Annotated in this window: 19 protein-coding genes; 17 read left to right on the top strand and 2 right to left on the bottom strand. The window is 62.8% G+C overall.

Annotated elements, in window-relative coordinates; genetic code table 11:
* The first annotated feature begins 51 nt into the window (after positions 1-51).
* Both LQ956_RS12785 and LQ956_RS12780 read left to right on the top strand, forming a co-directional pair.
* A complete protein-coding gene (locus LQ956_RS12785) occupies positions 52-432 on the top strand; it encodes a hypothetical protein (RefSeq protein ID WP_238620902.1) in 381 nt (126 codons plus the stop codon).
* A 501-nt stretch (positions 433-933) separates the two neighbouring features.
* Positions 934-4,347: an ATP-binding protein gene (locus LQ956_RS12780; protein WP_238630133.1), complete on the top strand. Its 3,414-nt coding sequence runs from the start codon at positions 934-936 to the stop codon at positions 4,345-4,347.
* On the opposite strand, the gene LQ956_RS12775 is transcribed toward LQ956_RS12780, so the two are convergent.
* Positions 4,320-5,291: an MBL fold metallo-hydrolase gene (locus LQ956_RS12775; RefSeq protein WP_238620898.1), complete on the bottom strand. Its 972-nt coding sequence runs from the start codon at positions 5,289-5,291 to the stop codon at positions 4,320-4,322. The genes LQ956_RS12780 and LQ956_RS12775 overlap by 28 nt on opposite strands.
* 209 nt (positions 5,292-5,500) lie before the next feature.
* Here LQ956_RS12775 and LQ956_RS12770 point away from each other — a divergent pair, with 209 nt between their 5' ends.
* Positions 5,501-8,260, top strand: a complete 2,760-nt coding sequence (locus tag LQ956_RS12770; protein ID WP_238630134.1) for an ATP-binding protein — start codon at positions 5,501-5,503, stop codon at positions 8,258-8,260.
* Positions 8,261-8,296: 36 nt separating this feature from the next.
* Here LQ956_RS12770 and LQ956_RS12765 read toward each other — a convergent pair whose 3' ends face one another.
* A complete protein-coding gene (locus tag LQ956_RS12765; protein ID WP_238630135.1) occupies positions 8,297-9,550 on the bottom strand; it encodes an MFS transporter in 1,254 nt (417 codons plus the stop codon).
* A 1,139-nt stretch (positions 9,551-10,689) separates the two neighbouring features.
* Here LQ956_RS12765 and LQ956_RS12760 point away from each other — a divergent pair.
* From LQ956_RS12760 to fliN, 14 genes are all read left to right on the top strand, one after another.
* Positions 10,690-12,180: a protein adenylyltransferase SelO gene (locus LQ956_RS12760; RefSeq protein WP_238630136.1), complete on the top strand. Its 1,491-nt coding sequence runs from the start codon at positions 10,690-10,692 to the stop codon at positions 12,178-12,180.
* Between the two features lie 60 nt (positions 12,181-12,240).
* Positions 12,241-12,813, top strand: coding sequence for a PilZ domain-containing protein (locus LQ956_RS12755; protein ID WP_238620892.1), 573 nt, complete (start codon positions 12,241-12,243; stop codon positions 12,811-12,813).
* An 89-nt stretch (positions 12,814-12,902) separates the two neighbouring features.
* Positions 12,903-14,381 (top strand): sigma-54 dependent transcriptional regulator, encoded by a 1,479-nt coding sequence (locus LQ956_RS12750; RefSeq protein WP_255722506.1) that lies wholly within the window; start codon positions 12,903-12,905, stop codon positions 14,379-14,381.
* 154 nt (positions 14,382-14,535) lie between these two features.
* Positions 14,536-15,552: a sigma-54 interaction domain-containing protein gene (locus LQ956_RS12745; protein WP_274521523.1), complete on the top strand. Its 1,017-nt coding sequence runs from the start codon at positions 14,536-14,538 to the stop codon at positions 15,550-15,552.
* Positions 15,553-15,599: 47 nt separating this feature from the next.
* Complete coding sequence (fliE, locus tag LQ956_RS12740) at positions 15,600-15,923, top strand: flagellar hook-basal body complex protein FliE (protein WP_238630137.1); 324 nt, start codon at positions 15,600-15,602, stop codon at positions 15,921-15,923.
* A 19-nt stretch (positions 15,924-15,942) separates the two neighbouring features.
* Positions 15,943-17,610 carry a flagellar basal-body MS-ring/collar protein FliF gene (fliF, locus tag LQ956_RS12735; RefSeq protein WP_238620888.1) on the top strand — a complete coding sequence of 556 codons (1,668 nt, stop codon included), beginning with the start codon at positions 15,943-15,945 and terminating at the stop codon, positions 17,608-17,610.
* Positions 17,594-18,607, top strand: coding sequence for a flagellar motor switch protein FliG (fliG, locus tag LQ956_RS12730; protein WP_430733423.1), 1,014 nt, complete (start codon positions 17,594-17,596; stop codon positions 18,605-18,607). The genes fliF and fliG overlap by 17 nt, the downstream gene beginning before the upstream one ends.
* Positions 18,608-18,666: 59 nt before the next feature.
* Complete coding sequence (locus LQ956_RS12725) at positions 18,667-19,425, top strand: flagellar assembly protein FliH (RefSeq protein WP_238620881.1); 759 nt, start codon at positions 18,667-18,669, stop codon at positions 19,423-19,425.
* Positions 19,418-20,836 carry a flagellar protein export ATPase FliI gene (gene fliI / locus LQ956_RS12720; protein WP_238620879.1) on the top strand — a complete coding sequence of 473 codons (1,419 nt, stop codon included), beginning with the start codon at positions 19,418-19,420 and terminating at the stop codon, positions 20,834-20,836. The genes LQ956_RS12725 and fliI overlap by 8 nt, the downstream gene beginning before the upstream one ends.
* A 25-nt stretch (positions 20,837-20,861) precedes the next feature.
* Positions 20,862-21,302 (top strand): flagellar export protein FliJ, encoded by a 441-nt coding sequence (fliJ, locus tag LQ956_RS12715; RefSeq protein WP_238620878.1) that lies wholly within the window; start codon positions 20,862-20,864, stop codon positions 21,300-21,302.
* Positions 21,303-21,362: 60 nt separating this feature from the next.
* Complete coding sequence (locus LQ956_RS12710) at positions 21,363-22,445, top strand: flagellar hook-length control protein FliK (protein WP_238630138.1); 1,083 nt, start codon at positions 21,363-21,365, stop codon at positions 22,443-22,445.
* A gap of 286 nt (positions 22,446-22,731) precedes the next feature.
* Positions 22,732-23,235, top strand: coding sequence for a flagellar basal body-associated FliL family protein (locus tag LQ956_RS12705; protein WP_238620872.1), 504 nt, complete (start codon positions 22,732-22,734; stop codon positions 23,233-23,235).
* Between the two features lie 9 nt (positions 23,236-23,244).
* On the top strand, positions 23,245-24,225 hold the full coding sequence (fliM, locus tag LQ956_RS12700; RefSeq protein ID WP_238620870.1) for a flagellar motor switch protein FliM: 981 nt from the start codon (positions 23,245-23,247) through the stop codon (positions 24,223-24,225).
* 20 nt (positions 24,226-24,245) lie between these two features.
* Positions 24,246-24,782, top strand: a complete 537-nt coding sequence (fliN, locus tag LQ956_RS12695) for a flagellar motor switch protein FliN (protein ID WP_238620868.1) — start codon at positions 24,246-24,248, stop codon at positions 24,780-24,782.
* Positions 24,783-24,786 lie beyond the last annotated feature (4 nt).

Genomic DNA, 24,786 nt, shown 5'->3' with positions numbered 1-24,786 from the left:
TTCCGTGTCCAACCCTGTCAGGCACACCCCATCCACCTGGAGGATCTCCACATGGATTCACGACGCAAACGTGCGGAAGAGGCCCGGCAGAAGATCCTGCAGTCGGGCAACAAAGAACTGATCGACCGACTGCATTTTCTGGAGGCCACCCAGGGTAATCCCCGGATTGCCGCCCGCGGCCGGCGAGGTGCCCCCGGGCTGCTGGGTACCGGGCTGGCCGCCGCCGGTGGCGCCTATTTGGGAACCTTGTTCGCCGGCATGGTCCTGAGTTCACAGATGCAGCAGGCCTTTGCCGACGTTGCTATGGACCTGGGCGTCTCTCCGCTGGACATCGGCCTTGACACCGCTCATCTGGATCTGGATCCCGTTGATATGGGTGCAGACGAGGGTGGTTTTCTTGACGGTTTCGGGGATGACTTTTTTGACATTTGAGTCTTGGCTCCAAGGTTTTGCCTCAGCGACCCAGTGGTCGGACTGATCCCTGCCGCCGCCCATCGGTCCTTTGTCACCGCCCCTGCACAGGCCGGCTGCCGCCGGTCTCTTGCCGTCACTTCCTCACAGGCCGGCTGCCGCTGGCCCATTGCCCGTCACTCCCGCGAAAGCGGGAGTCCAGGAAACTCCGTGACTGGATTCCCGCTTGCGCGGGAGTGACGGGGTTTTTTCGCGGGAAGACCCATTTAAAATATTCGCAACCCGTAAAACATCCGCAAGCCGATGCTGCATCAATCAGCCTTTGACTGCATCAATCAACCCTTAGCCGAATCAATCAACCCTTAAATGAGGGGGTGAACAATCAAAGCGGATGTTGCCGCGGGTGACGTACAATCACGATGGATGTCGCCGTGGACGGGGCATTGACTGGATGAACAGGATCTGCCGCTGGATCACAGGGGGATTTGACTATGCGGCTTGCTCTGAAAGGGGAGCAGAAGCATGGCAGTGGCGGTACTTCGGGCAGGCGTGAGGCGGGCGTTCGAGAGCCTCAGGGCTCCAGCCTTTTCCCTGCGTCTGCTCATCGGTCTGCCGCTGGTGTTGCTGACGATGATCTCCGCCGCACTGGCGGCCTGGCTGGCGATCCATGATGGTCGACTGGCCGTGGACGATATTGCACGCCAACTGCGCACGGATGTGCTGATCCGGGTGGAAGATCGCCTGACCGGATATCTGGGCATTCCCCCCGCCGTTAACGAAGCCAATGCCCGCGCCCTGCGCAGCGGTGTGCTGCGGTTGGATGATGCAGCCAATGTGCAGCGCTATTTCCATGGCATCCTCAGCACCTATCCCGCACTGGCCTACAGCTTCTTCGGCACCGTGGAAGGCGAATTCTACGGCGCTCGCCGGATTAGGGATGGGGATGTTCAAGTGGTGCGCGCCGGTGCGGTGACCGGCGGTGATTCCCATAATTTTTCTACCAATGATCTCGGGGATGCCCTGGAACTCAAACAGGTCTACCCTGGTTTTGATCCCCGCACCCGGCCCTGGTATCAGGCCGGGGCGGCGGCGGACGGGCCGACCTGGACTCCCATCTATCGTCATTTTGTCATTCATGATCTGGCGCTGACCGCCGCTCGGCCCTTCAAGGACCATGAGGGGAATCTGCTGGGGGTCTTTGCCGTGGACTACGTGCTGACCCAGGTGCATGATTTTCTGCGCCGTATCGATCTGAGTCCTGGTGCCCAGATCTTTGTCATACAGAGAGACGGTCATCTGGTTGCGTCATCATCGGCGCCCGTGGGCGGTTTTTTCCGGGAGGAAGCCGGCCGTTTTCTGCCCTTACAGGCGGTGGAGTCAGGCATCCCTTCGCTGGTGGAGGCCACCCGTCTGCTGAGTAGCAGGCCCGGCGGACTGGCCGCCATTGGGGATGAGGAATTGCTCACCTTCGATCTGGATGGGGAGCGCCAGTTCCTGCAGGTGAAGCACTTCGCGCCGGCACCGGGGCTGGACTGGGTCTTGGGGGCGGTGGTGCCGGAACGGGATTTTCTCGGCGGCATTCGTGCTCAGACCCGCGACACCCTGCTCATGATCGCCGCCGTGTTGCTGGCTGCCCTGCTGTTGGGGGTGGTGATCGCAGCCCGCATTGCCGCGCCGCTGGAGCGTCTGGGCATGGATGCGGATCGCTTGGCCAGGGGGGATTGGAATCGAGCGCCGGGCCGCACCTCCATCCGCGAGTTCAATTTCTTGGATCGTGCATTCCAGTCCATGTCCGGACAGTTACGCGGTCAGTTTGAGCGGCTGGAGTCCCAGGCACGCGTGATCTCGGAGCAAAACGCCCTGCTGGAGCAGCGCGTGGCGGAGCGGACCGCGGAACTGGATCGGGCCTCCAGCCGGTTGCGCGCCTTCTTTGAGAATATCCCCGGTTACATCGTCATCGTTGATGCGGATTTTCGCATCGTGAGTGCCAGCCAGGGCCTGCTGGAACTTTTCGAGCTCAATCTTTCCGCCGTCCTGGATCAGCCTTGTTACCGGATCGCCTGGAACGAGTCCAGCCCTTGTCAGCAGTGCGTGCTGGAGATGTGTTTCCGCACCAGGCGCCCGGTGGTTCGTTATTCCACACCCCAGGAAGAGGCTCGTTTCGGGGGTAAGGCCTTACAGATCTTCTCCGGTCCCATCCTGGATGAGGGCGGGGAGGTGATCGGGGGCATGGTCTATTACACCGATATCAGTGATCTGCGGGTCATGGAGCGACAGTTGATCAGCGCCCGCGAGGCGGCGGACTCGGCCAATCGGGCCAAGAGCGAATTTCTGGCCCGGATGAGTCATGAGATCCGCACCCCCATGAATGCGATTCTGGGCCTGAGCGAGTTGGTGCTGCTCAACGAACCCGCCGGGCAGTCACGGGAGTTCATGCACGTCATCCAGCACTCGGCCCGGCATCTGCTCACCATCATCAACGACATCCTGGACCTGTCGAAGATCGAGGCCGGGCGCATGGAGCTGCTGGAGGCGGATTTCGATCTTCACCAAGCCCTGGCGGAGGTGATCGAGACTCTGCAGGTATCCGCCCAAGACAAGGGGCTCGAGCTGAAGATGCTGCTGGCCCCTGATCTGCCTCGCTATCTGAAGGGCGACGTGCACCGGCTATCGCAGATCCTGATCAATCTCATCGGCAACGCCATCAAGTTCACCAGGCAGGGGTCTGTGCGATTGGAGGCCCATTTTCCGGGTGAGATGGATCAGCGGCTGCGGCTGGCATTTGAAGTGATCGATACCGGTGAGGGGATTCCTCTGGAGCGTCAGCGGGAGATCTTTCATGCCTTTACTCAGCTGGATGGTTCGGCGGGCCGCCGCCATGGCGGTACCGGGTTGGGGCTGACCATCACCCGTCAGCTGGTGGAAAGGCTGGGAGGCGAGATCGGGGTGAGCAGTCGTCCCGGAGAGGGTAGTCGTTTCCATTTCACCGTGGCCATGGCACCGGGCAATGTGGTGGAAGAATCCGCACCGTCACCGGTTGCGTGTATCGGCGCTGAGCCTGCCCGATCCTGGCATGTGCTGCTGGTGGAGGATACCCCGGCCAATGTGCTGGTGGCCGTGCATCTGCTCAAGCGGCTGGGGCATCGGGTCACGGTTGCCGACAATGCCCTGGCGGCCTTTGAACGTCTGGCAACGGAGTATCCCGATCTGGTGCTTATGGACGTGGAAATGCCGGGTATGAACGGCTTTGAAGCGACTCGCCGGATACGGGAAGGGGAGGCCGGGGAGGCCTGCCGGAAACTGCCGGTGATCGGTCTGACCGCCCATGCCTTGAACGAATACCGGGAGCGGGGGCTGGCGGCAGGAATGGATGATTACATCTTCAAACCCATCAGCCTGGTCGGATTGGGGCGGACGATCAATCGGGTGATGGGTGGCCGAATGCTCGGTGAAATCGAGGACCCGGCAGGGCCACGGGAAGAGGGCTTGCCCATCGTGGATCTGTCCGTGGTACTGCAGCGCCTGGGGGACGACAGTACCCTGCTGGTGGATACCCTGCTCAGCGTCCTTCCCGAGCTGCCGGAAAGGCTGACCGAACTCAGGCAGTGTCTCATGGCGGGTGATTTGATCACGGCCCGTCGCATGGCCCATTCCCTGAAAGGGCATTTGCTGACCATCGGCGCCTCTCCTGCGGCCAAAGACATGGAAATCATCGAAGCCGGGATTGGAACGGATCATCACGACCGGGTCCTGGACATGATCGAGACCCTGGGTGATGCATTTCTGCGGATCTACGAACATATTCCAGGTGCATTGAAGGCCGTGTTGGGCGCATTGCCCGACCATCGTCAGGTATTGCTGGAGGGGATGCCGCGGGTGGAAGGCATGTTACAGGGCCTGCGGCCGATTCACTGCCTCGATTCCAGAAACAGGTAGGTGCGGTTCACGTTCATCCGGTGCCAGTCATCATAGTGGCGAAGATGCCGGAAAGCAGGCAGTTCGGCCAGGCGTTCGACCGTGTCGTCCAGGGTTTCCCAGTCTTCCAGGGCCTGTTTCACTTCCCGGTTCAGCAGGACCAGATAGTCGCCGGTATCCCGCCGGGCCGTGGCCAGGTCGGTGGCGGCGCCGTGACCGGGAATGATGATCTCCGGTGACCAGGTCGCCAGGGTTTCGAAGGCCGCCAGCTGGCCGACGGGGTCACTCCAGGGATGAATTCCCAGCATGCGTTCGGTGTAGACCACATCCCCTGTGAAGACCACGCCCCGATCAGGCAGGTGCAGCACGGCATCGCCGGGGAAATGGGCGTCGCCGGCATGGACCAGTTCGAAGCGAATCCCGCCGATGCTGAAACGATGATGATACGTCGGCGCCGGGCTGGGGGCGGTACGGGGCACGGTGTCCGCCATGACGGCCTCACCCAGGGTCCGGGTGAGGCGTTCCAGATGTTGCTGCGCAAACTGTGTCTGGGTGGTGGTGGTGCGTTCCAGGGCCACGACGTGGGCGCCCTGGGACAGGAAATGATCATTGCCCAGCCAGCGGTGGTCCTGGCTACCCAGATTGACGACATGGGTCACGGGTCGGTCGGTGACGGTGGCGATGGCGGCCTCAATGCGCTCGGCCACATGGCGGCTGGGGCCGCTATCGATGAGTACCACACCTTCTGTGGTGATGACGAAGCCGATGTTGTTGTTCAGACCGAGGTTGGCCGGGGTGCGGTTTTCCAGGGAGCCGTAGAAGTAGTAAATCTGTTCGGTGACGGGCTGGGGGATCAGGATGGCGTCGATGGGGCGGTCTTGATCGGCCTGCAGGATGCTCGGGGGCAACAGAAACCATACGGAGAGTGTCAGCAGGGCGGTGCGGGTGATCGGCAACAGGGGCATCGGGTGATTCTCGGTTGCATTATTTGAAATAAGCTTATTTATACCTGGAATTCAGGCTGTACAGCCATTGTTGAGCCACCAGGACCCATCTATGATCGGGGCATGTCCAGATACCCTTCAGTACATCCGCTTATGCTTCAGGCCCTTGTGAGCCTTTCCTCCCGATGCGCCCGGGTGCCGGTCGGCAGACCGGCAAGGGGAGGGTGATCATGGCCAAGGGCGTGACGGCACCGATGCCGCAGGCGGGACTCAACGACTGGAAGGCGGTCTGGAACCGGCTGTTACCCCTGGATCGACACCGGGCGGTGATCTCCTTCCTGGAACGCTTGCGGGAACCGGCTTCCCGGCTTGAGCTGGTGTGTGATGCCACCCTCAAGACCCTGGCGCGGCGCAAGGGTTTTCGCGTCGAAACCCTCAAGCGCATGAATAACCACCAGCTGGCCGATGTTCTGTTGCCCCATGTACCGGTGGTCATGGGTGCACGGGAGTGGACCCTGCTGTTCCTGGGGTACTTTGCCGACTACAAGGCGGCCATCATGTGTCGCTTCCTGGATCTGTGCGACGTCCCCCACGATGAACGGGGCTTCGTGGCGGGCGGAGACGACAAGATCCATCCTCCTACCGACATGGTCGGCACCAAGGATGCCCTGATTGAGGAATTCGGGGCCATGGAGGTGGGGATCTATTTCCATGTGCTCAAGCTGATGGACCCGGGGCTGTGGCAGTTTCTGGACCCGGTGCTGCCGGCCCTGGACCAGGCCATGGCGGCCGCAGAGGCGGTTCGGCAGCAGGAACGGACGGTGGCGGAGGAAGAGACGACGGCGCGTGCGGTGCTGGATGTCTCCGAGGAGTTCACTCAGCTGGACCGGGTGGTGATGGAGCAGATCATCGCCACCTTGGCCGAGGAAGACCGCGCCCTCAAGCCTGATGAACTGGTGGATCTGGTGGAATCGGTCCATGCCCTGGATACCGGTCGCAAGCGCAGCTATTTTCACCTGGGTTTTCTCGATGCCCTGTTGCCCGGGCGACGTCCCGACATGGGGCGCCCCGAGATGAATGACGAACGACGCCAGTGGTATCTAGCGGGACTGCTCAGCGGCTACGTGCGGCAGCAGAATCATGCTGCCATCAGGGATACCCTGCACCGGTATGCCGCCATCTTTCGCGCCGCCTCGTCCACTCCCGGCGGGGCCGGGGCCGGCATGCTCACCGAGGTGCACCCCTATTTGCTGATCCACGGATTCCAGAACGAGGCCACCCGCTTGTTGCGCGGCCAGCGCCGGCATCTGACCCCGGCGACCGCCAGGTTGATCCTCCAGTCCGCCACCGGCGCCATCCGCCGGGGCGATGCGGCCATTGCCAACGTGTTGCTGGTGGAACTGCGGGAGGGTCTGCCCCATGTGGCACTGGACACTGCCGAGCGCGCCTCCCTTGAGGCCGGACTGGGGCGCCGTCTGGGCCAGGCCCTGCAGTTGCAGGGGAATTTTTCCGCAGCGAAGGAGGCCTTTGCCGGACTGATCGCCGAAGGGCGTCTAATGTCGCCCCGGCTACATGCGGACATGGGGCTGGTGCTGGGGGGCTTTCGTTCCCTGGCCGAGCTGGTGCTGCCGCCGGACCTGGATCGGGTGCGCACGATCCAGGCCCAGCTCCGGCAGGGGGAGCGCTATTTCACCGAGGCGGTGGAGCGTTTCGGGCCGGTGGCCCTGGGGGCCCATTATGCCTTGGGGGTGCGTGATTTCCTGCGCTGGATGGAGGACGACGGCGGTGACGAGGCCCGGGAGCAGGCCCTGATGCATGTGAATGCCGCCCTGATCGGGATGATGACGGAAACCGATGCCCAGGATCCCGAGCGTTCGCTGTTGGTGGATCGCTGCCGCTTCATGCAGGCCGTGCTCATGATGGCCCGCCTGGATGCCGCCTCGGCCCAGGCGGCCATGGAGAGCTGGCGGGCGTTGATGGCGCAGCAGGATCAGCCCTTCTGGCCGGCGTGGGGAATACAGCGTCTGCTGGAATGCGCGGATCTGGTGGATCCGGCCCTGGCGGGAGAGATTGCAGAATCCCTGTGGTGCCGGCACGGGGAGGCCGTTCTACCGCTGATCGATCGACCGGAATGGTTTGCCCGCTCACCCCGGTTGCTGGACGATCTGCAGGTCCTGTGCCGGGCCGGCACTGATCAGGCGTTGCAGGTGCAGTGGGATCGATGGTCGCTGCTGATGTCGGCAGCCCTGTCGGCGGGTCGGCTGGAGGCGGCTCAGGAGGGTCTGGACGGGATGGAGCACCTGGCCCATGAGGACTCCCGATTCTGCGAACCCATGCTGGACCTTCTGGAGGCCCCGGCCCGGCTGGATCCGGCCTGGTCGGAGACGGATATCCTGCGCGCCCGGTTTCGCCTGTACCGCCGACTGGGGCGGGACCCCGAGGCATTTTCCCAGCTGCGTGCCCTGTTCTTTGCCCTGCGCGATGCCCGGCCCCTTGAAGCCGCCCAGACCCTGGCGCTGTTCCGCGAGTGCGGCGCGGCGCCGGCCCAGTATGAAGATCTGGTCCTGCCCGGCATCGAGGCCGATCACGACGAGGACAGCGATCTGCTGGAGCAGTTGGAGGGCGGGGCCGAGCTGACCGTGCTGTTCGTGGGCGGCAACGAGATCCAGGCCCGCTACAGCGATGAGCTGAGCCGGGAGATTGCGGCGCAGTGGCCTGGGGTCCGGGTGGAGTTTCGTCATACCGGCTGGTCTTCCAACTGGGGGCGTGACGTCAACCATCTCAAGCGCCAGGCGGCCGGGGCCGATGCCGTGGTCCTGATGACCATGATGCGCACCACGTTGGGCCGAGTCCTGCGGGAGGCCCTCAATGACCCGCCCCGGCCCTGGATTCCCTGTACCGGCACCGGCCGCCAGGCCCTGTTCCAGAGTATTCGGCACGCCGCCCTGATCGGCCTGCGCACCCGCCGCCGGTCTGTGGTCGCCGATTGAGTATCGTTATTCGCGGGCAGGCCCACGAACGGACCCCTACGGTTTGTGTGCCAGGTCCAACTCCGACTGCAATTCGGTGCGCGGATCCAACTCGGCGGCCACCGCCGAGGTGCGGGTGACCGGCACGAAGCCGGCTTTCTCTTCAGGGGCCACCGGCGGTTCTCGAAGGATCCGCCAGAGTGCGAACAGGGCCAGCAGCACGATGATGGTGCCGAACAGCAGGGGCAGTACACTGATGGAGGCGACGCTGACCGCAATCCCCGCCAGTAGCGGCCCCAGGGTGGCGCCGATGCCGTTGAGCAGGAGCAGTCCCTGGGTGCCTTCCAGCACCTGGGTGACATCCAGTCGGTCATGGGTATGGGCCACCGCCAGGGCGTAGAGGCTGAAGGCAAACCCGCCGTAGAACAGGGCCGCTACCAGCAACGCCGGTAGTGACTGATTCACGGCCATGAAGATGGCCAGGGCCGCCAGAGCCGCACCGACGCAGGCAAAGACCATTATCCAGCGCCGGTCCCGATGGTCGGAGAAAAAGCCGATGGGCCACTGCAGCAGGGCGCCGCCCAGGATCACGGCGCTGACGAAGGCGGCCACCCCCAGGGGCTCGATACCCGATTGCTGGGCGTAGATGGCCCCGAACCCCCAGAACCCCCCCGAGGCGATCCCTGCCACCAGCGCCCCGATCACGCCCACCGGGGTCCTGCCGTAGAGGGTCTTCAGCGGCAGGGCCTGGGCCTTGATGGGCGTGGGCTGCAGGGCCGGCGTCAGGGCGATGGGGATCAGTCCCAGGGCGAACAGGATGGCCACCAGGGCATAGCTGGCCAGATGTCCCGGTCCGTAGATCAGTACCAGGAACTGTCCCACGCCCAGCATCACCAGGCAGACCGTCATGTAGAAGGCAAAGACCTGGCCCCGGTCCTGTCGTGCCCGTTCGTTGAGCCAGCTTTCGATGACCATGTACAGCCCCACCACCGAGATGCCGTTGACGATGCGCAATACCCACCACACCCAGGGATCGAAGATCAGACCGTGGAGCAGGGCGGCAATGGCCGATACGGCGGCCAGGGCGGCAAAGGCACGGATGTGCCCCACCCGGCGGATCAGGCCGGGACACAGGAACGAGCCGATGATGAAGCCCATGAAAAAGCCGGACATGACCAGGCCGATCAGCCAACTCGGCAGGCCTTCCTGAGCGGCGCTCAGGCCCAGCAGGGTACCCAGCATGCCGGAGCCGCAGAGCAGGATGCCCATGCCCAGGAGCAGAGTGGAAACGGATGTGAGGGTGGGAAACACGGGCGGCGCCGATGAGTAAGGTCAGTCCCGCATCTTAGCGTTTCGGACGGATTCTTCCAGTGCCGGTTTCGGGTATACTGCCAGCCCATCACATGCCACGCCCGAGTGGTGAAATTGGTAGACACAAGGGACTTGAACAATTTGAGCCCTCCGGGGGAAACCCCAGGGGTGGAACCCGTCAAATTCGGCGAACGCCCTGGATGCCCCGGTATCCGAGCCAACGCCGAGCCAAGCCCAGGCCCGGCGCCTGGGAAGGTGTAGAGAGCAGACGGCGGGCACCTACGGCCGCAAGGCTATGGTGAAGGCGTGCTCCAGACCACGAACAGCGAGCCTGTGCTGGCGGCGAAAGTCGAAGTGGTAAGAAAATCCCTCGCCGGAAGGCGTGCCGGTTCGACTCCGGCCTCGGGCACCATCCAAAGCCGCTCCTGTTCACGTAGGGGTGGCTCTTTTTTTGTGTTTAGGGCCGCAGGGCATGTTTCAATGCCCAATTCCAGGGATACCAAGGACTCCCCCTTCTTGCGGGGGCGGGTGGAGACTGGCCGTCAAATAGACGGTGGCATCAATGGCACATGGGATGACTACCCCTTTACTGATGTATCAGGACCGACAGCAGGCGGGTCCATCCGTCAGTTCGCAATTTCTGCCGTCAGTTCATAATTTTTGCCGTCACTCCCGCGAAAGCGGGAGTCCAGGGTTTTCAGCGCATGACTGGATTCCCGCTTTCGCGGGAATGACGCGGTGTAAAAGGGAATGGCGCGGTGTGAAGGGGAGTGATGTCGCGTAAAGAGATGGTGAATGACGCCATGTGAGGACATGTGAGGATATGGGGATGGGTTGTTCTGAACCTCCTTTGGTGTCCCGGTCAGTCAGGTTATCCAGGGAAGGGCTTCGTGCCCGGTGGTGCGGGTGGACCAGACCCAGGGCGGCGGCGAGGCCGTAGATAGGTTCCGGACTGTTGGGGGGCCAGGTCGATGTTCAGCGCATCTCGCGGGCGCGGAATTGAGTATGGTCAATATCATGAGGTCGCGACGGAGCGAACCCCGGCGCTGTGCCGTGGTCGGATGCTGTGGCGGCGAGGATGCCGGCAGGACGCGCCTCTCCCCTTGAACCGGCCCGCTGATTGAAGGAGCTTGAACTCCGTGACCGTCCCGGCACCTGATCCAATCCCGTTTTCCAACACCTATGCCCGTCTGCCGGACGCCTTCCATGTCCGGCTTGACCCGGATCCGGTGCCTGATCCCTCCCTGATCGAACTCAACCACGACCTGTGTCGGGAACTGGGCATTGATCCTCTGGCCCTGACGCCGGAAGAATGGGGCCAGGTGTTTGCGGGTAATCGCATACTGCCCGGCTCGGAACCCCTGGCCATGGCCTATGCCGGCCATCAGTTCGGGCATTTCGTGCCCCGACTGGGGGATGGACGGGCCGTCCTGCTGGGGGAGGTGGTGGATGTGCGGGGACGGCGCCGGGACATCCAGCTCAAGGGATCGGGCCGTACCCCGTTTTCCCGGCGGGGGGATGGCCGCGCCGCCCTCGGGCCGGTGCTGCGGGAGTATCTGGTCGGCGAGGCCATGCATGCCCTGGGCATCCCTACCACCCGTGCCCTGGCCGCCGTCTCCACCGGCGAACCGGTGTTGCGGGAAACGGCCCTGCCGGGCGCCGTCCTGACCCGGGTGGCGGCCAGCCATGTGCGGGTGGGGACCTTCCAGTATTTCGCCGTGCGCGGCGACCGGGCGGCGCTGCAGCAGCTGGCGGATCATGTTGCGGATCGGCATTACCCCTGGACCCGTGAGGCGGATCAGCCCTGTCTGGCCCTGCTGGAGGCCGTCGTGGAGGCCCAGGCACGGCTGGTGGCCCAGTGGATGGGGGTGGGTTTCATCCACGGGGTGATGAATACGGATAACATGGCCGTTTCCGGAGAGACCATCGATTTCGGCCCCTGCGCCTTCATGGATGGTTATCATCCGGATCAGGTCTTCAGTGCCATCGATACCCAGGGGCGTTATGCCTACGCCAATCAGCCGGCCATGGCCCAGTGGAATCTGGCCCGGTTGGCCGAGACATTGCTGCCGCTGATCGGCTCTGACGAAAAACAGGCGTTGGAACAGGCCACGGATCTGGTAAATTCCTTCTCCAGCCGGTTTGCGCGTCACTGGATTGACGTAATGGGCCTCAAGCTGGGACTGAGCATGGCCGATAAGAGTGACATCGCCCTGATCCAAGGGTTGCTGCAGGCCATGCAGCAGGGGCAGGTGGATTTCACGCTGTGTTTCCGCCACCTGTGTGATGCGGCCGAAGACGAGACCCATGATGAGCCGGTCCGCCGGCTGTTTGCACAGCCCGAGGCCTTGGTTGCCTGGGCGCAGCAGTGGCGGTCCCGCTTGCGGCAGGACCCGTTGCCCCCCGGGGAGCGGGCCGTGCGCATGCGGCGGGTCAACCCGGCCTGTATCCCCCGCAATCATCGGGTGGAGCAGGTGATTGCGGCGGCCCTGGAGGCTGAGGATTTCGAGCCGTTTAGGCGGCTGCTCGGGGTGGTGCGCAATCCCTGGGTATTGGCGGAGGCCGACCAGGCCTATGCCCGGCCCCCGGCCCCGACGGAGCGGGTGTATCAGACCTTCTGTGGAACCTGATGAGGCTGATCCGGGGTCCGGGTTTTGCCTGTCACTTTGCGGTTATGCTGAAATGAGACCATGACGACAGACGATCCCTTCAAGGATGTGCTGGTGATCAGGGATCGACTCCCCCTGGCGGTGGAACCGGTGGCCGGGATTCCTCCAGCTGAAGAACTGGCCCGGATCAATGAGGCCAATGAAAGTCTGCTTCGAGTCTGCGCCGGCATGGATGATGTGCAGCCGCGGCGGACCGACGACGCCGGCGAGGTGAGCCAGGAACTGCTCAGGATCGAGTCGAAGGTCAATCTGCTGGTGGAAATGGTCAGCCTGTTGTTGCATGCCCATGCGCGGATTCCTCCTCCGGTTCCGGTGCGTATTTCCGCCGAGGGTCTGGGCTGGGCTCAGCCTGAAGCCCAGCAGCCGGGGCAGATCCTGTGTCTGAGTTTTTATCTGTGCCCGCAGTTTCCCAAGCCGCTGACGCTGTTTGCCCGGGTGGCATCCTGTGAATCCGCTGCATCGGGACATGAACTGAGCGTGCTGTTTCAGGGCATGAGTTCGGCACTGGAAGACGGTATTCAGAAAATGGTTTTCCGGCGCCATCGACGCAGCATCGCCCTGACCCGTTCCAGGCGTGATTCGGAGGCGGGCTGAACGGATCATGACGGCGGCTCAGATTATTTAACCCTGCTTATAGAGCGGTTATTGTTTCGGACTGATGGACTGGTCCACGGCGGATATCCATGACACTTCAAGACGCATTACCAACAACCGACAATGAGGGCGGTCTCCTGCAGGCGCTCCCCGATGAGATCCTGGTGGTGGCGCAGGATGCGCAGCGCGCCCTGCGCATGGAAACCGTGCTGGACTTCCTGGGCTGTCGCCCGCAGGTGATGTCGCCGCAGGAATACAACGGACAATGGCTGGAGCCGGTTCAGACCGACTGGCTGGCAATCCTCTTCAGCGGCTGTGCTGTGCCGCACGCGGCGACTCTGCTGGAACGCTGGTCCGGTCTTGAGGCCTCTCCCCCTGTGATTCTTGCCGGTGCCGCCGAGGAATTTGCAGCCCTGCCGGACGAGATGCGTTCCCGGGTAGTGGGGCGTCTGGACTTTCCCCTGCGCTATCCGACCTTGTCGGGCAGTCTGCAGACGGCCCGACACCTGGTGGTCAACGGCATGACGCCGGACAAGGTACCGCACCTGGCGCTCTATCGTTCGCTGGTCGGGTATCACCGGACCATGCAGCGTATTCGGGAACTCATCCAGCAGGTGGCGATGAGCGATGCCAATGTGCTGATCCTGGGGGAGACCGGGACCGGCAAGGAAGTGGTGGCCCGCAATGTCCACCAGTGTTCGACCCGTCGCGGCAAGCCCTTCGTGGCGGTGAACTGCGGCGCCATTCCCGGGGAGTTGCTGGAAAGTGAGTTGTTCGGCCATGAAAAGGGGGCCTTTACCGGCGCCATTAGCGCCCGTCCCGGCCGCTTTGAGTTGGCCCAGGGCGGCACGCTGTTTCTGGATGAAATCGGTGACATGCCGCTCCCCATGCAGGTGAAGATCCTTCGGGTGCTGCAGGAACGTACCTTCGAGCGGGTGGGCAGTACGAAGACCCTGACCACCGATGCACGCATCATTGCCGCCACTCATCGGGATCTGGAAGTGGCGATCCGCGAAGGTACCTTCCGGGAAGATCTCTACTACCGACTCAATGTGTTTCCGATCGAAGTCCCGTCGCTGCGGGAACGCATGCGTGACCTGCCGTTGCTGATCGACGAACTGGTCAGCCGCATGGAGGCCGAAGGACGTTCCGGGGTGCGGTTTTCTCCCGCCGCCCTGCGGGTGCTGTCCCGCTATGAGTGGCCCGGCAACGTCCGTGAACTGGCCAACCTGGTGGAGCGCCTGTCCATCATGTATCCGGGGGAAAGTGTGTCTGCGGATGATCTGCCCGGCAAGTTCAGGGCGGGGCTGACTGAGCAGGACCTGCAGGCGATGAGCGCCGCAGACGGGATGGATCCTATGACCGCTGAGGCCGGCTTGCCCGATTCCGGTCTTGATCTCAAGGAGTACATCAACGATCTGGAGACCCGTCTGATCAGACAGGCGCTTGATCGTTCCGGCGGGGTGGTGGCCCATGCCGCCAAACTGCTGGGGATGCGTCGGACCACGCTGGTGGAAAAGATGCGGAAATACGGCGTCCAGAGGGATGATGAAGCGACGGAATCCTGACGTTATTGATTTTCTTTGATTTAAGTGTCTGTTTTTAAATGATTTAATTTTCTGGCACGTTACCTGCTTTTGTCAGGTTGCAGGCCACTCCATCGTCGGTGTTACGTCACCGCCGGGAGGGTCGACAACCGGACAACATTTCGGAGCAGGTGAGATGACCCAAGCAACACTTCTGACAATCGACCCTTCCGGCGGGGCCTTCGAGCTGGTCGCGGAGGACCCGCGGAGTCGGGAACTGTTGGAGCTTGCGCGTCGTGTTGCGGCCTCGGAAGCGACCGTGATGCTGAACGGCGAGTCGGGGGTGGGCAAGGAAGTCTATGCCAGGTTCATTCATACCCACTCTCCACGCGCCGACGGTCCTTTCGTTGCGGTCAACTGCGCGGCCATCCCTGAAAACATGCTGGAAGCCATGCTCTTCGGACATGAGCGAGGCGCCTTTACCGGCGCTTATGAATCCCGTCCCGGCAAGTTCGAGCTGGCCGAGGGCGGCACCCTGCTGCTGGACGAGATCTCGGAGATGGATCTTTCCTTGCAGGCAAAGCTGCTGCGTGTACTGCAGGAGCGGGAGGTGGAACGACTGGGTGGGCGTCGCCCCATGCAGATGGATGTCCGGGTGCTGGCGACTTCCAACCGGAATCTCATGCAGGCGGTGGCGGACGGCAAGTTCCGGGAAGACCTGTTCTACCGACTCAATGTCTTTCCTCTGGTCATTCCCCCACTGCGCGAGCGTCCGGGCGACATCCTGCCGCTGGCCCGGCGACTGATCTATATCCATGGCCGCGGCATCGACCATGCCCGGCTCACCACTGCGGCGGCTTCGCGGCTGGTGGATCACACCTGGCCGGGCAACGTACGTGAATTGGACAACGTCATCCAGCGCGCCATGATTCTGCGTGACGGCGATGAGCTGGATTCGATGTCCATTCAGTTTGAAGCCATGGCCTCCGCCGAGCTTCGCAATTCCCATCCTTCCGCACCGGTGCCGGCAGGCGCTGAAACCCAGCGTCTGGGAGACAGGCTCCGCTCCCGGGAAGAACAGCTGATTCTGGATGCCCTCAGGGTGGAAGAGGGTAGCCGCAAGGACGCCGCCGCCCGTCTGGGCATCAGCCCGCGCACCCTGCGCTACAAGCTGGCCAGACTGCGTGATGCGGGCGTGACCATCCCCTATTGACATGAATTGACGCTTGGCCCGTCAGTCCGGGCCGGGAGGGTAGCAAGATGAGTGACATGCAGATTAATCAGGTGCTTCAACAAATGCGTGTACTGGCGGCCAGTGCCGGTCTGGAGGGGCCGAAGGTCGCGGTGCCGCCGCCGGCCCAGCCCAATTTTGCCGCGGCACTGAAACACTCCATGGACAAGGTGAACAGTACCCAGCAAAAGGGCAACCAGCTGTCCACCCGCTTCGAGATGGGGGATCCGGACGTGGATCTGGCCCAGGTGATGATCGCCACGCAGAAGGCCAGCATCTCCTTTGAGGCCGTCACGCAGGTGCGCAACCGCTTGGTGTCCGCCTATCAGGACATCATGAACATGCAGGTGTAGGTCCTTTCAGGGAACCATCATGGCCACTTCAATGACCACAACGTTCAATCAGCAGATGCAGGGTTTCACCAGTCTGCCCCGCCAGAGCCAGGTCGGCTTACTGGTCGGGGTGGCTGCGGTGGTCGCCCTGGTGGCAAGCCTGTTCCTGTGGGTCAGCCGGCCATCTTATGCCGTGCTCTTTCCCGGGCTGGGAGAGCGGGAGTCGGCCCAGGTGATGGAGGCGCTGGGGCGGCAGGGGATCAACTATCGGGTCGATCCGGTTTCCGGTGCCCTGACGGTGCCTTCGGCACGGGTGCACGAAGCCCGCCTGCAGATGGCGACGGAAGGTCTGCCGCAAACGGGGGGGTTCGGTTTTGAACTCATGGAGCAGGATCAGGGGATCGGCACCAGTCGCATGGTGGAGACGGCTCGCTATCAGCGTGCCCTGGAAGGCGAACTGGCACGCTCCGTGTCGACCCTGTCCAGTGTGGAAACGGCACGGGTGCATCTGGCCATGCCCCGTGAGACCGTGTTCGTGCGTGACCGTACCAAGCCCAGCGCCTCGGTGCTGATCAATCTCCATCCGGGCCGTACGCTGACGGAACGCCAGGTAGCGGGTATTGTCCATCTGGTGTCTTCCAGCATTCCCGATCTGGAGCCGGAACGGGTGACCGTGGTGGATCAGCGCGGACAGTTGCTGACCCCCAGGGATGAGGATGAGGGCATGAACCTCTCCACCCGCAACCTGGAATTCACCCGCCGCATGGAAGAGAGCTATGTGCGGCGCATCATGGACATCGTGTCGCCCATTGCAGGACCCGACGGGGTGCGTGCCCAGGTCTCCGCGGATCTGGATTTTTCCCGCATTGAGCGCACGGTGGAGAACTATGATCCCGAACTCACGGCCCTGCGCAGCGAGCAACTTGCGGAAGAGGAATCCCGCGGCAGTCTGGGCATGATGGGTATCCCCGGTGCGTTGACCAATCAGCCGCCTGCGGGGGGCGTGCTGGATGCCGAAGGTGAAGGTGTGCTGGGGCCTGATGCCGCCGCCATGCCTGGCTCCAGCAGTCGTCGCATGACTCGCAATTACGAGGTGGACAGGACCATCAGCCACGTTCGCGAGGCGCCCGGTACCGTGCGTCGCCTGTCGGTGGCGGTGGTACTGGATTTCCGTGAACAGTTGAATGAGGATGGGGAGGTGGTGCGTGAACCCATCCCTCAGGAAGAATTGCAGCGTATTGAAAACCTGGTGCGCGAGGCGGTGGGCTTTGATGCCCGTCGCGGCGACAGTGTCAATGTCATGAACGCCCCGTTCCGTGCCGTGGCCGAACCCGATCCCTTCCCCGCGCCGGTGATCTGGCAGGAGCCCTGGGCTCAGGATCTGGCCAGGATGGCCCTGGTGGCCCTGGTAGCCCTCCTGCTGATCCTTCTGGTGGTCCGTCCCATGCTCAAGGGGCTGGCCGCCAAGGGCGCGCCGGAAACGGAAGAAGAGGCCGATGAGCGCAAGCGCCTTGAAGCCGAAGGGCTGGGAGAAGATCAGCTCAGCCTGACCCACGAAGGCGGTGCGGCCGGAGGACCTCAGGCCCTGCCGGGCAAGAAGCCGGCAAGCTATGAAGAAAATCTGCAGCGGGTGCGTGAACTGATCAAGGAAGATCCCAAACTGGTGGCTCAAGTGGTGAAGAACTGGGTGGCTGAAGATGGATCCTAAAAGCAATATGTCGGGCCCCGACCGGGCCGCGGTTTTCCTGATGAGTCTGGGCGAGGAATCGGCCGCCCAGGTCCTCAAGCACATGGGACCCAAGGAGGTGCAGCGGATCGGGACCGCCATGGCCTCGCTGACCAATGTCTCCAAAAAGGAGGTGGGCGAGGTGCTGGACGACTTCATCGCCGTGGTGGAGGAGCAGACCGCCCTGGGCATGGGGTCGGACGAGTACATCCGCAGCGTGCTCACATCGGCTCTGGGCAAGGATAAGGCCGACGGGGTGATCGACCGGATCCTGCTGGGACGCAATTCCAAGGGACTGGAATCCCTGAAGTGGATGGATCCCCGAGCCGTGGCCGAGGTCATCCGCCTGGAGCATCCTCAGATCATCGCCATCGTCCTGTCTTATCTGGATCCGGACCATGCCGCCGCCGTGCTGTCCTTTCTACCGGATCGTACCCAGCCGGACATCCTCATGCGCATTGCCACCCTGGATGGTGTGCAGCCGGCCGCATTGATGGAACTGGACGACATCCTGGAGCGCCAGTTTGCCGGCAACATGAACGTCAAGTCCTCGTCGGTGGGGGGTGTGAAGAGCGCCGCGAGTATCCTCAATTTCATGGACTCCGCGAAGGAAGGCATGATCATGGACAAGGTCCGGGATCTGGACGAGGGCCTGGGGCAGAAGATCCAGGATCTCATGTTCGTGTTCTCCAACCTGGTGGATGTGGACGATCGCGGCATCCAGTCCCTGTTGCGGGAGGTTTCCACCGATTCGCTGGTTCTGGCCCTCAAGGGTGCCGACGACGCGGTCAAGGACAAGATCCTCAGGAATATGTCCAAGCGGGCCGCCGAGATGCTGCAGGACGATCTGGAGGCCAAGGGTCCGGTGCGCCTGAGCGAGGTGGAGGTCGCTCAGAAGGAAATTCTGAGTATCGCCCGTCGCATGGCCGAGTCTGGCGAAATCGTGCTGGGCAACAAGGGTTCCGAACAGATGGTCTAGCCGGACGGCTGGAGTCAGTCTCCGGGTAACCGGGAATCGGTATGGCACGGAGAAGGTCAATGGTTGAACGCATTATCACATCGGAAAAGGGGGCGGGGGCACGACGCTGGGAGGTGCCCGATGTCCACGCGCCGACGCTGTCCCGGGAGGCGGATGACGAGCCGTTGGAATCGGTGGAGGATGACGCGCCGGCAGACTCGGCCCCCAGCCTTCCCACCGCTGACCGCATCATGGACATTGAGCGTCAGGCCCATGAGGAAGGTCTGCGGGCGGGGCGCGAGGAAGGGCGCAGCCTGGGACTGGAGCAGGGTCGCAAGGATGGTTTTGCCCAGGGCCATGCCGAGGGCCTGAAATCCGCCGAGGCCGGTGTAAGAGCGCGCCTGGCGCTGCTGGACCGGCTGATCCAGGGGCTTGAGACACCCTACGCGGCGCTGGACGCCGTTGTGGAGGATGAGCTGGTGCAATTGGCCATGGCCGTTGCCCGCCAACTGGTCCGGCGTGAGTTGAGGACCGATCCCGGGGCGATCGTGGCGGTGCTGCGGGAGGCCCTGGAGACCCTGCCCAATGCCGAACGCAAGTTGCACCTGCACCTGCATCCTGAAGACAGCAAGCTGGTCAGGGAAACCCTGCGGCTGGATGGTCTGGAGCGTCCCTGGTCCATTGTCGAGGACCCGACCCTGAGTCGTGGCGGGGTGCGTGTGATTACCGAAACCTCGCGGGTGGATGCCACCCTGGAATCCCGTCTGAACGCGGTGATTGCGACCGTCTGGGGGGGCGCCCGCAGCACCGATCAGGAGGGGGTGCAAGACGATGTCTGACGCCGGTCACTTGCCTGAAGCCCTCCGTCCCGAAGTCCGTGCCGGTCGATTGGTGGAAAAACTGGCCCGTTATCGGACTCGGGCCGCCAAGTCGCAAACGGTTGTCGCTGAGGGCCGTCTGGTCCGGATGGTAGGGCTCACGCTGGAGGCGGAAGGTTGTCAGATCTCCATTGGGGGGCGTTGCCGGGTCATCAGTGCGGGCGGCCACGAGGTGGAGGCGGAAGTGGTGGGTTTTTCCGCAGAGCGCACTTTTCTCATGCCGGTGGGGGATGTCAGCGGCCTGACGCCGGGCGCCCGGGTGATTCCTACCCGCCATGCCCGCGATACTCTGGTGGGTGATGCCCTGCTGGGACGGGTCCTGGATGGTTCCGGACGGCCCCTGGATGGTCGTCCCGCACCCCAATGCGATGATCATGTCTCCCTCAACGGTCGCAGCATCAACCCCTTGGCCCGGCGTCCCATCCACGAACCCCTGGATGTGGGGGTCCGGGCCATCAACGGTCTTCTGACCGTGGGTCGCGGCCAGCGCATGGGCCTGTTCGCGGGCAGTGGTGTGGGCAAGAGTGTGCTGCTGGGCATGATGACCCGCTATACCACGGCGGATATCACGGTGGTGGGCCTGATCGGTGAGCGGGGCAGGGAAGTGAACGAATTCGTCCAGAACATTCTGGGGCCGGAGGGCATGGCCCGGGCCGTGGTGGTGGCGGTACCGGCTGATCATCCTCCCCTGATGCGTCTGCATGGCGCCATGCTGGCCACCAGCATCGCCGAGTACTTCCGCGACCAAGGCCATAATGTACTGTTGCTGATGGACTCCCTCACCCGGTTTGCCCAGGCCCAGCGGGAGATTTCCCTGGCCATCGGTGAGCCCCCGGCGACCAAGGGGTACACGCCGTCGGTGTTCGCCAAGTTGCCCCAGCTGGTGGAACGGGCCGGAAACGGGGATCAGGGCAGCGGTTCCATCACCGCGTTCTATACGGTACTGGCCGAAGGGGATGACACCAATGATCCCATAGCCGATGCCGCCCGAGCGATCCTTGACGGCCATGTGGTCCTCTCGCGACGGATTGCCGACACGGGGCGTTACCCGGCCATCGATATCGAGGCGTCCGTATCCCGGGTCATGAACGAGATTGTGGACCCCGGCCACATCCAGGCGGCACGTCGCTTCAAACAGTTGTATTCCCATTATCAGCAGAATCGGGATCTCATCAGCGTGGGTGCCTATCAGCGCGGTTCCGATCCCCGGGTGGACGAGGCCGTTGCCATGCACCCCAGGCTGGAGCAGTACCTGCAGCAGGACATGCACCAATCGGTGGGCTTCAAGGACAGCCTGAAGGCACTGGATGGACTGATGGAGCCCCCGGCGCCATCCAGTGGGGATGACCGGGGCAGACAGCTGGTTCGTTGATGGGCTGTAACCAAAGAGGTAGATCATGAATCGATCCAAACGCATGGAACCGGTGGTGCAAGTGGCGGATAACCGCCAGCAACTGGCTGCTCAGCGCCTGGGTCAATCACAGCAGGCCCTGGAAGACCGCATGGCACGCCTGGAGGAACTGAGCAGCTACCGCGATGAATATGCCCAGCGTTTCGAATCCCAGAGCGGGGCGGGCATGACCGGCGTGTCGGTGAGGGATTACCGTCTGTTCCTGCACCGTCTCAATGAGGCGATCGAGCAGCAGGCACGAATGGTGGCGGCGGCCAGGCATGAACTGGAAATGAGCCGCGGTCGTTGGGTGGAAGCCAGCGGCAAGACCAAGGCCCTCAATCGTGTGGTCGAACAGTTCCAGCAGGAAGAGCGCAGGGCTGCGGATCGCCGTGAACAGGCTGAACAGGATGATCGTAATGGGCGCCGGCACCGGAGATTTGAGTGATTTCCGGCGCGTTTTTTGTATGTCTTTCAGGACACATCTGACATAGCCGAGGGTTTGGCCATGAACATGTCATTCATGCCCTTTTCTGCACTGGGCACATTGCCCGCCCTGGGGGGCGATTCGAGCAGTCCTGCCGGTTCTCTGCCTGGGCAGGGTGGCGATTTTCAATCGAGTTTGATGGGGCAGCTGCAACTACTGGCGGACGGTTACCCGGATCCGGCGCGAACCATGCCCCTGGAGGCCCTGCTGGAGCAGGATCCTGAGGCGATGGCACTGATGCCCCAGTGGCTGGCCCAGCTCATGGATCAAGCCGACCTCACTCTGGAAGACCTACAGCAGGAGGGTGCCGATGCTGCGCTGGCCTCCCTGCTGATCACATGGCAGCAACTGGCCGAGACAGGCCGTGGATTGCCGGGGGTTGCCGGTGAATCGCTTAATCCCGGTGCGGAACGCCGCCTGGACGGGGGGGGGCTCACGGCGCTGACGGCGGCGTTGAATCAGGTGCTGCACGGGCAGGGTACGGGGTCGGCACAGGCGGAGGGGAATCCAGTCATGCCCCAGGCATTGCATGCCTTGGTCGTTCGACTGGGGGCCGATGCCGCAGGGGTCGGTCGCGATTCCGCCGCCCCACTGACGCCCATGGCCGCAGAGACGGTACCTGCCGGCCAGGTTCAGGCCCAGTCCCTGGTGCCGAACTCCCCGCTGCGCGCTCTGGACCTGGACGTGCCGATGACGCGGCCCAACTGGGGGCAGGCGGTGGGTAGCCGTGTCCTGTGGATGGTGAACCAGAACATGCAGGGGGCAGAACTGAGATTGAATCCGCCCCACCTGGGGCCGCTGGAGGTGCGCATCTCCATGGAAGGGGATCGTGCCAATATTCAGTTCCTGGCCCATCACCCTCAGGCGCGCGAGGCACTGGACGCGGCCATGCCACGGCTGCGGGAGATGTTTTCCGAGAGCGGGGTCCTGTTGGGAGACGTGGATGTTTCCGGCCGGGATACCGGCGGTCAGGGAGGACCCGCCCAGGAGTCGGTCGGAACGCGCCCCGAAGACCGCGATGGGTCCGATCAGACTGCCGCCGAGGTCGTCTCGATGGATCCCGATGAGCGGGATGGTGCCATCCTGCTGGATGCCTATGCCTGATCACCCTCTCCGGCCGGTCCCGGTCGGAGGCCCTTCTGCCCTTTGACGTTGCCCGAATCCGGGGCGGCGTCCAGTGTCTGCCCACCGTATAATCCCCTCTCCTTACGCCTTGCCTTTGTGTCGGGCTGCATCGGCCCGCCGCCCTGCGAATGTGAATGATCGTCAATAATCCGTCACTCTCTGATTTCTTTCGAATTCAGCAGTTTGATTTTATTGATTTTTTTATTCTGTTCTCGCTTGGCATAGGTGTTGCTTTATTCCATAAAAAACGGAGGCCCAAGCAGGCATGGCCAAAAAACCTGAAAAAACCGCTGCAGCAGCTGCCAAGCCCGCCAAGGGCAAGGGCGGTCTTTGGAAACTGATACTCATCGTCCTGCTGACCACGTTGGTGGCTGCCGGTGCGGGTGGCGGGATTGCCTGGTACCTGCTGGGGAGCGGTGAACCGGGTGAGGAACGTCCTGAGCCGGAGCGGCCGGCGATCTATCTGCCCCTGGATCCCCCGCTGGTGGTCAATTTCCAGGGCTCGGGACGGATTCGCTTTGTTCAGGTGGGTATCGTCCTCATGGCGCGGGATCAGGCCGTGCTGGATGGCGTGACTCGCCACATGCCGGTTATCCGCAACAACCTGATGATGCTCATCGGCAACAAGACCTATGAAGACCTGATTACCCAGGAAGGCAAGGAACTGGCACGTGCCGAGGTGCTTGCCGAGGTGATCAATGTGCTGGAGACGCGAGGGGAACTCACCCAGGTGGAAGCGGTGTACTTCAACAGTCTTGTGATGCAGTGAGGCAACGTGATGGCCACCAGTGATCTTCTTTCCCAGGACGAAATTGATGCCCTGTTGCACGGGGTGGACAGCGGTGCGGTGGAGACTGGGGACCAGCTCCTGGCTCATGACGGTGTGGCCAGGGGGTATGACCTAACCACCCAGGATCGCATTGTCCGGGGGCGCATGCCCACCCTGGAGATGATCAACGAGCGTTTTGCCCGGTACATGCGGATCGGCCTGTTCGAACTCCTGCGACGCTCGGCGGAAATCTCCGTGGGCGGGGTCAAGATGATGAAGTTCGGAGAATACGTGCACTCCCTGTATGTACCCACCAGCCTCAATATGGTCCGGGTGCGGCCGTTGCGCGGTACCGCCTTGTTCGTGCTTGATCCCAAGCTGGTGTTCATCCTGGTGGACAACTTCTTCGGTGGGGATGGCCGTTACCACGCCAAGATCGAGGGGCGAGAGTTCACCCCGACGGAATTGCGGGTGATACGCATGTTGCTGAACCAGTCCTTCACGGATCTCAAAAAGGCCTGGGCGCCGGTGATGGAGCTGGATTTCGAATACAACCGTTCCGAGGTCAACCCTCAGTTTGCCAATATCGTCAGCCCCACCGAGGTGGTGGTGGTCTGTACCTTCCATGTGGAACTGGACGGCGGCGGCGGGGAACTGCATGTGACCATGCCGTATTCCATGATCGAGCCCATTCGTGAACAGCTGGATACGGGGCTGCAGAGCGACCGGGCGGATGTGGATGATCGGTGGGTCAAGGCGCTGCGCGAGGAGCTCAAGCTGGTCCAGGTGGAACTCAGCGCCAAGTTGACGGAAACCGAGCTCACCGTTGCCGAAATGATCAATCTCAAGCCCGGTGACATCATTCCGGTGGAAATCCCCCAAGAGGTCACCGTCAGGGCCGAGGGTATCCCCGTATTCCGGGGCAAGTTTGGTACTTCTGACGGTTTCAACGCCATCAAGATTACCGGGCCGATCCGGCTCAGTGAATGACCCAAGTGAGGACTGCCTCCATGAGTGACAAAGATCTGGACAACAAGCCCGAAGCCGAAGAAGAGGATATCTGGGCTGCTGCTCTGGCCGAACAGGCCGAGGCGGAGCAGCAGGCGCCGGGAAGCGGCGGTGGTGACAAGATCGGGAGCGGGACGGCCGACGATGGCGAAACCGTGACCGGTGATGCCGGAACGGGAGGCACGAAGGGCAGTGCCTGGAAGGATCCCACGCCCAAAATGGAGTTCGATGATCTGGCGGCCGAAGCCGTTGCCGGGCGAGGGGCTGAAGGGGGGGCCGAGGTCAACCTGGGGGTGATCCTGGATGTGCCGGTGACCATCTCCATGGAGATCGGGCGTACCAGAATTCCCATCCGCAATCTACTTCAGCTCAACCAGGGTTCCGTGGTGGAACTGGACCGTCTGGCCGGGGAACCTCTGGACGTGATGGTCAACGGTACCCTGGTGGCCCATGGCGAAGTGGTGGTGGTGAACGAGAAGTTCGGCATTCGCCTCACCGACGTGATCAGCCCGGCCGAACGGGTTCGCAAGCTCAAGTGAGGCG

It is taken from the genome of Ectothiorhodospira lacustris (genome assembly GCF_022227845.1).
GTDB classification, from domain to species: Bacteria; Pseudomonadota; Gammaproteobacteria; order Ectothiorhodospirales; family Ectothiorhodospiraceae; genus Ectothiorhodospira; species Ectothiorhodospira lacustris.
The sequence above is the reverse complement of the archived record's forward strand: the minus strand, read 5'-3'. Positions and strand labels throughout refer to the sequence as shown.

Excerpts from the sequence above, each read along its gene's own strand:
- LQ956_RS12785 (WP_238620902.1), top strand. The coding sequence starts at position 52 with ATGGATTCACGACGCAAACGTGCGGAAGAGGCCCGGCAGAAGATCCTG.
- LQ956_RS12780 (WP_238630133.1), top strand. The coding sequence starts at position 934 with ATGGCAGTGGCGGTACTTCGGGCAGGCGTGAGGCGGGCGTTCGAGAGC.
- LQ956_RS12775 (WP_238620898.1), bottom strand. The coding sequence starts at position 5,291 with ATGCCCCTGTTGCCGATCACCCGCACCGCCCTGCTGACACTCTCCGTA.
- LQ956_RS12770 (WP_238630134.1), top strand. The coding sequence starts at position 5,501 with ATGGCCAAGGGCGTGACGGCACCGATGCCGCAGGCGGGACTCAACGAC.
- LQ956_RS12755 (WP_238620892.1), top strand. The coding sequence starts at position 12,241 with ATGACGACAGACGATCCCTTCAAGGATGTGCTGGTGATCAGGGATCGA.
- LQ956_RS12750 (WP_255722506.1), top strand. The coding sequence starts at position 12,903 with ATGACACTTCAAGACGCATTACCAACAACCGACAATGAGGGCGGTCTC.
- LQ956_RS12745 (WP_274521523.1), top strand. The coding sequence starts at position 14,536 with ATGACCCAAGCAACACTTCTGACAATCGACCCTTCCGGCGGGGCCTTC.
- fliE (WP_238630137.1), top strand. The coding sequence starts at position 15,600 with ATGAGTGACATGCAGATTAATCAGGTGCTTCAACAAATGCGTGTACTG.
- fliF (WP_238620888.1), top strand. The coding sequence starts at position 15,943 with ATGGCCACTTCAATGACCACAACGTTCAATCAGCAGATGCAGGGTTTC.
- LQ956_RS12725 (WP_238620881.1), top strand. The coding sequence starts at position 18,667 with ATGGTTGAACGCATTATCACATCGGAAAAGGGGGCGGGGGCACGACGC.
- fliI (WP_238620879.1), top strand. The coding sequence starts at position 19,418 with ATGTCTGACGCCGGTCACTTGCCTGAAGCCCTCCGTCCCGAAGTCCGT.
- fliJ (WP_238620878.1), top strand. The coding sequence starts at position 20,862 with ATGAATCGATCCAAACGCATGGAACCGGTGGTGCAAGTGGCGGATAAC.
- LQ956_RS12710 (WP_238630138.1), top strand. The coding sequence starts at position 21,363 with ATGAACATGTCATTCATGCCCTTTTCTGCACTGGGCACATTGCCCGCC.
- LQ956_RS12705 (WP_238620872.1), top strand. The coding sequence starts at position 22,732 with ATGGCCAAAAAACCTGAAAAAACCGCTGCAGCAGCTGCCAAGCCCGCC.
- fliM (WP_238620870.1), top strand. The coding sequence starts at position 23,245 with ATGGCCACCAGTGATCTTCTTTCCCAGGACGAAATTGATGCCCTGTTG.
- fliN (WP_238620868.1), top strand. The coding sequence starts at position 24,246 with ATGAGTGACAAAGATCTGGACAACAAGCCCGAAGCCGAAGAAGAGGAT.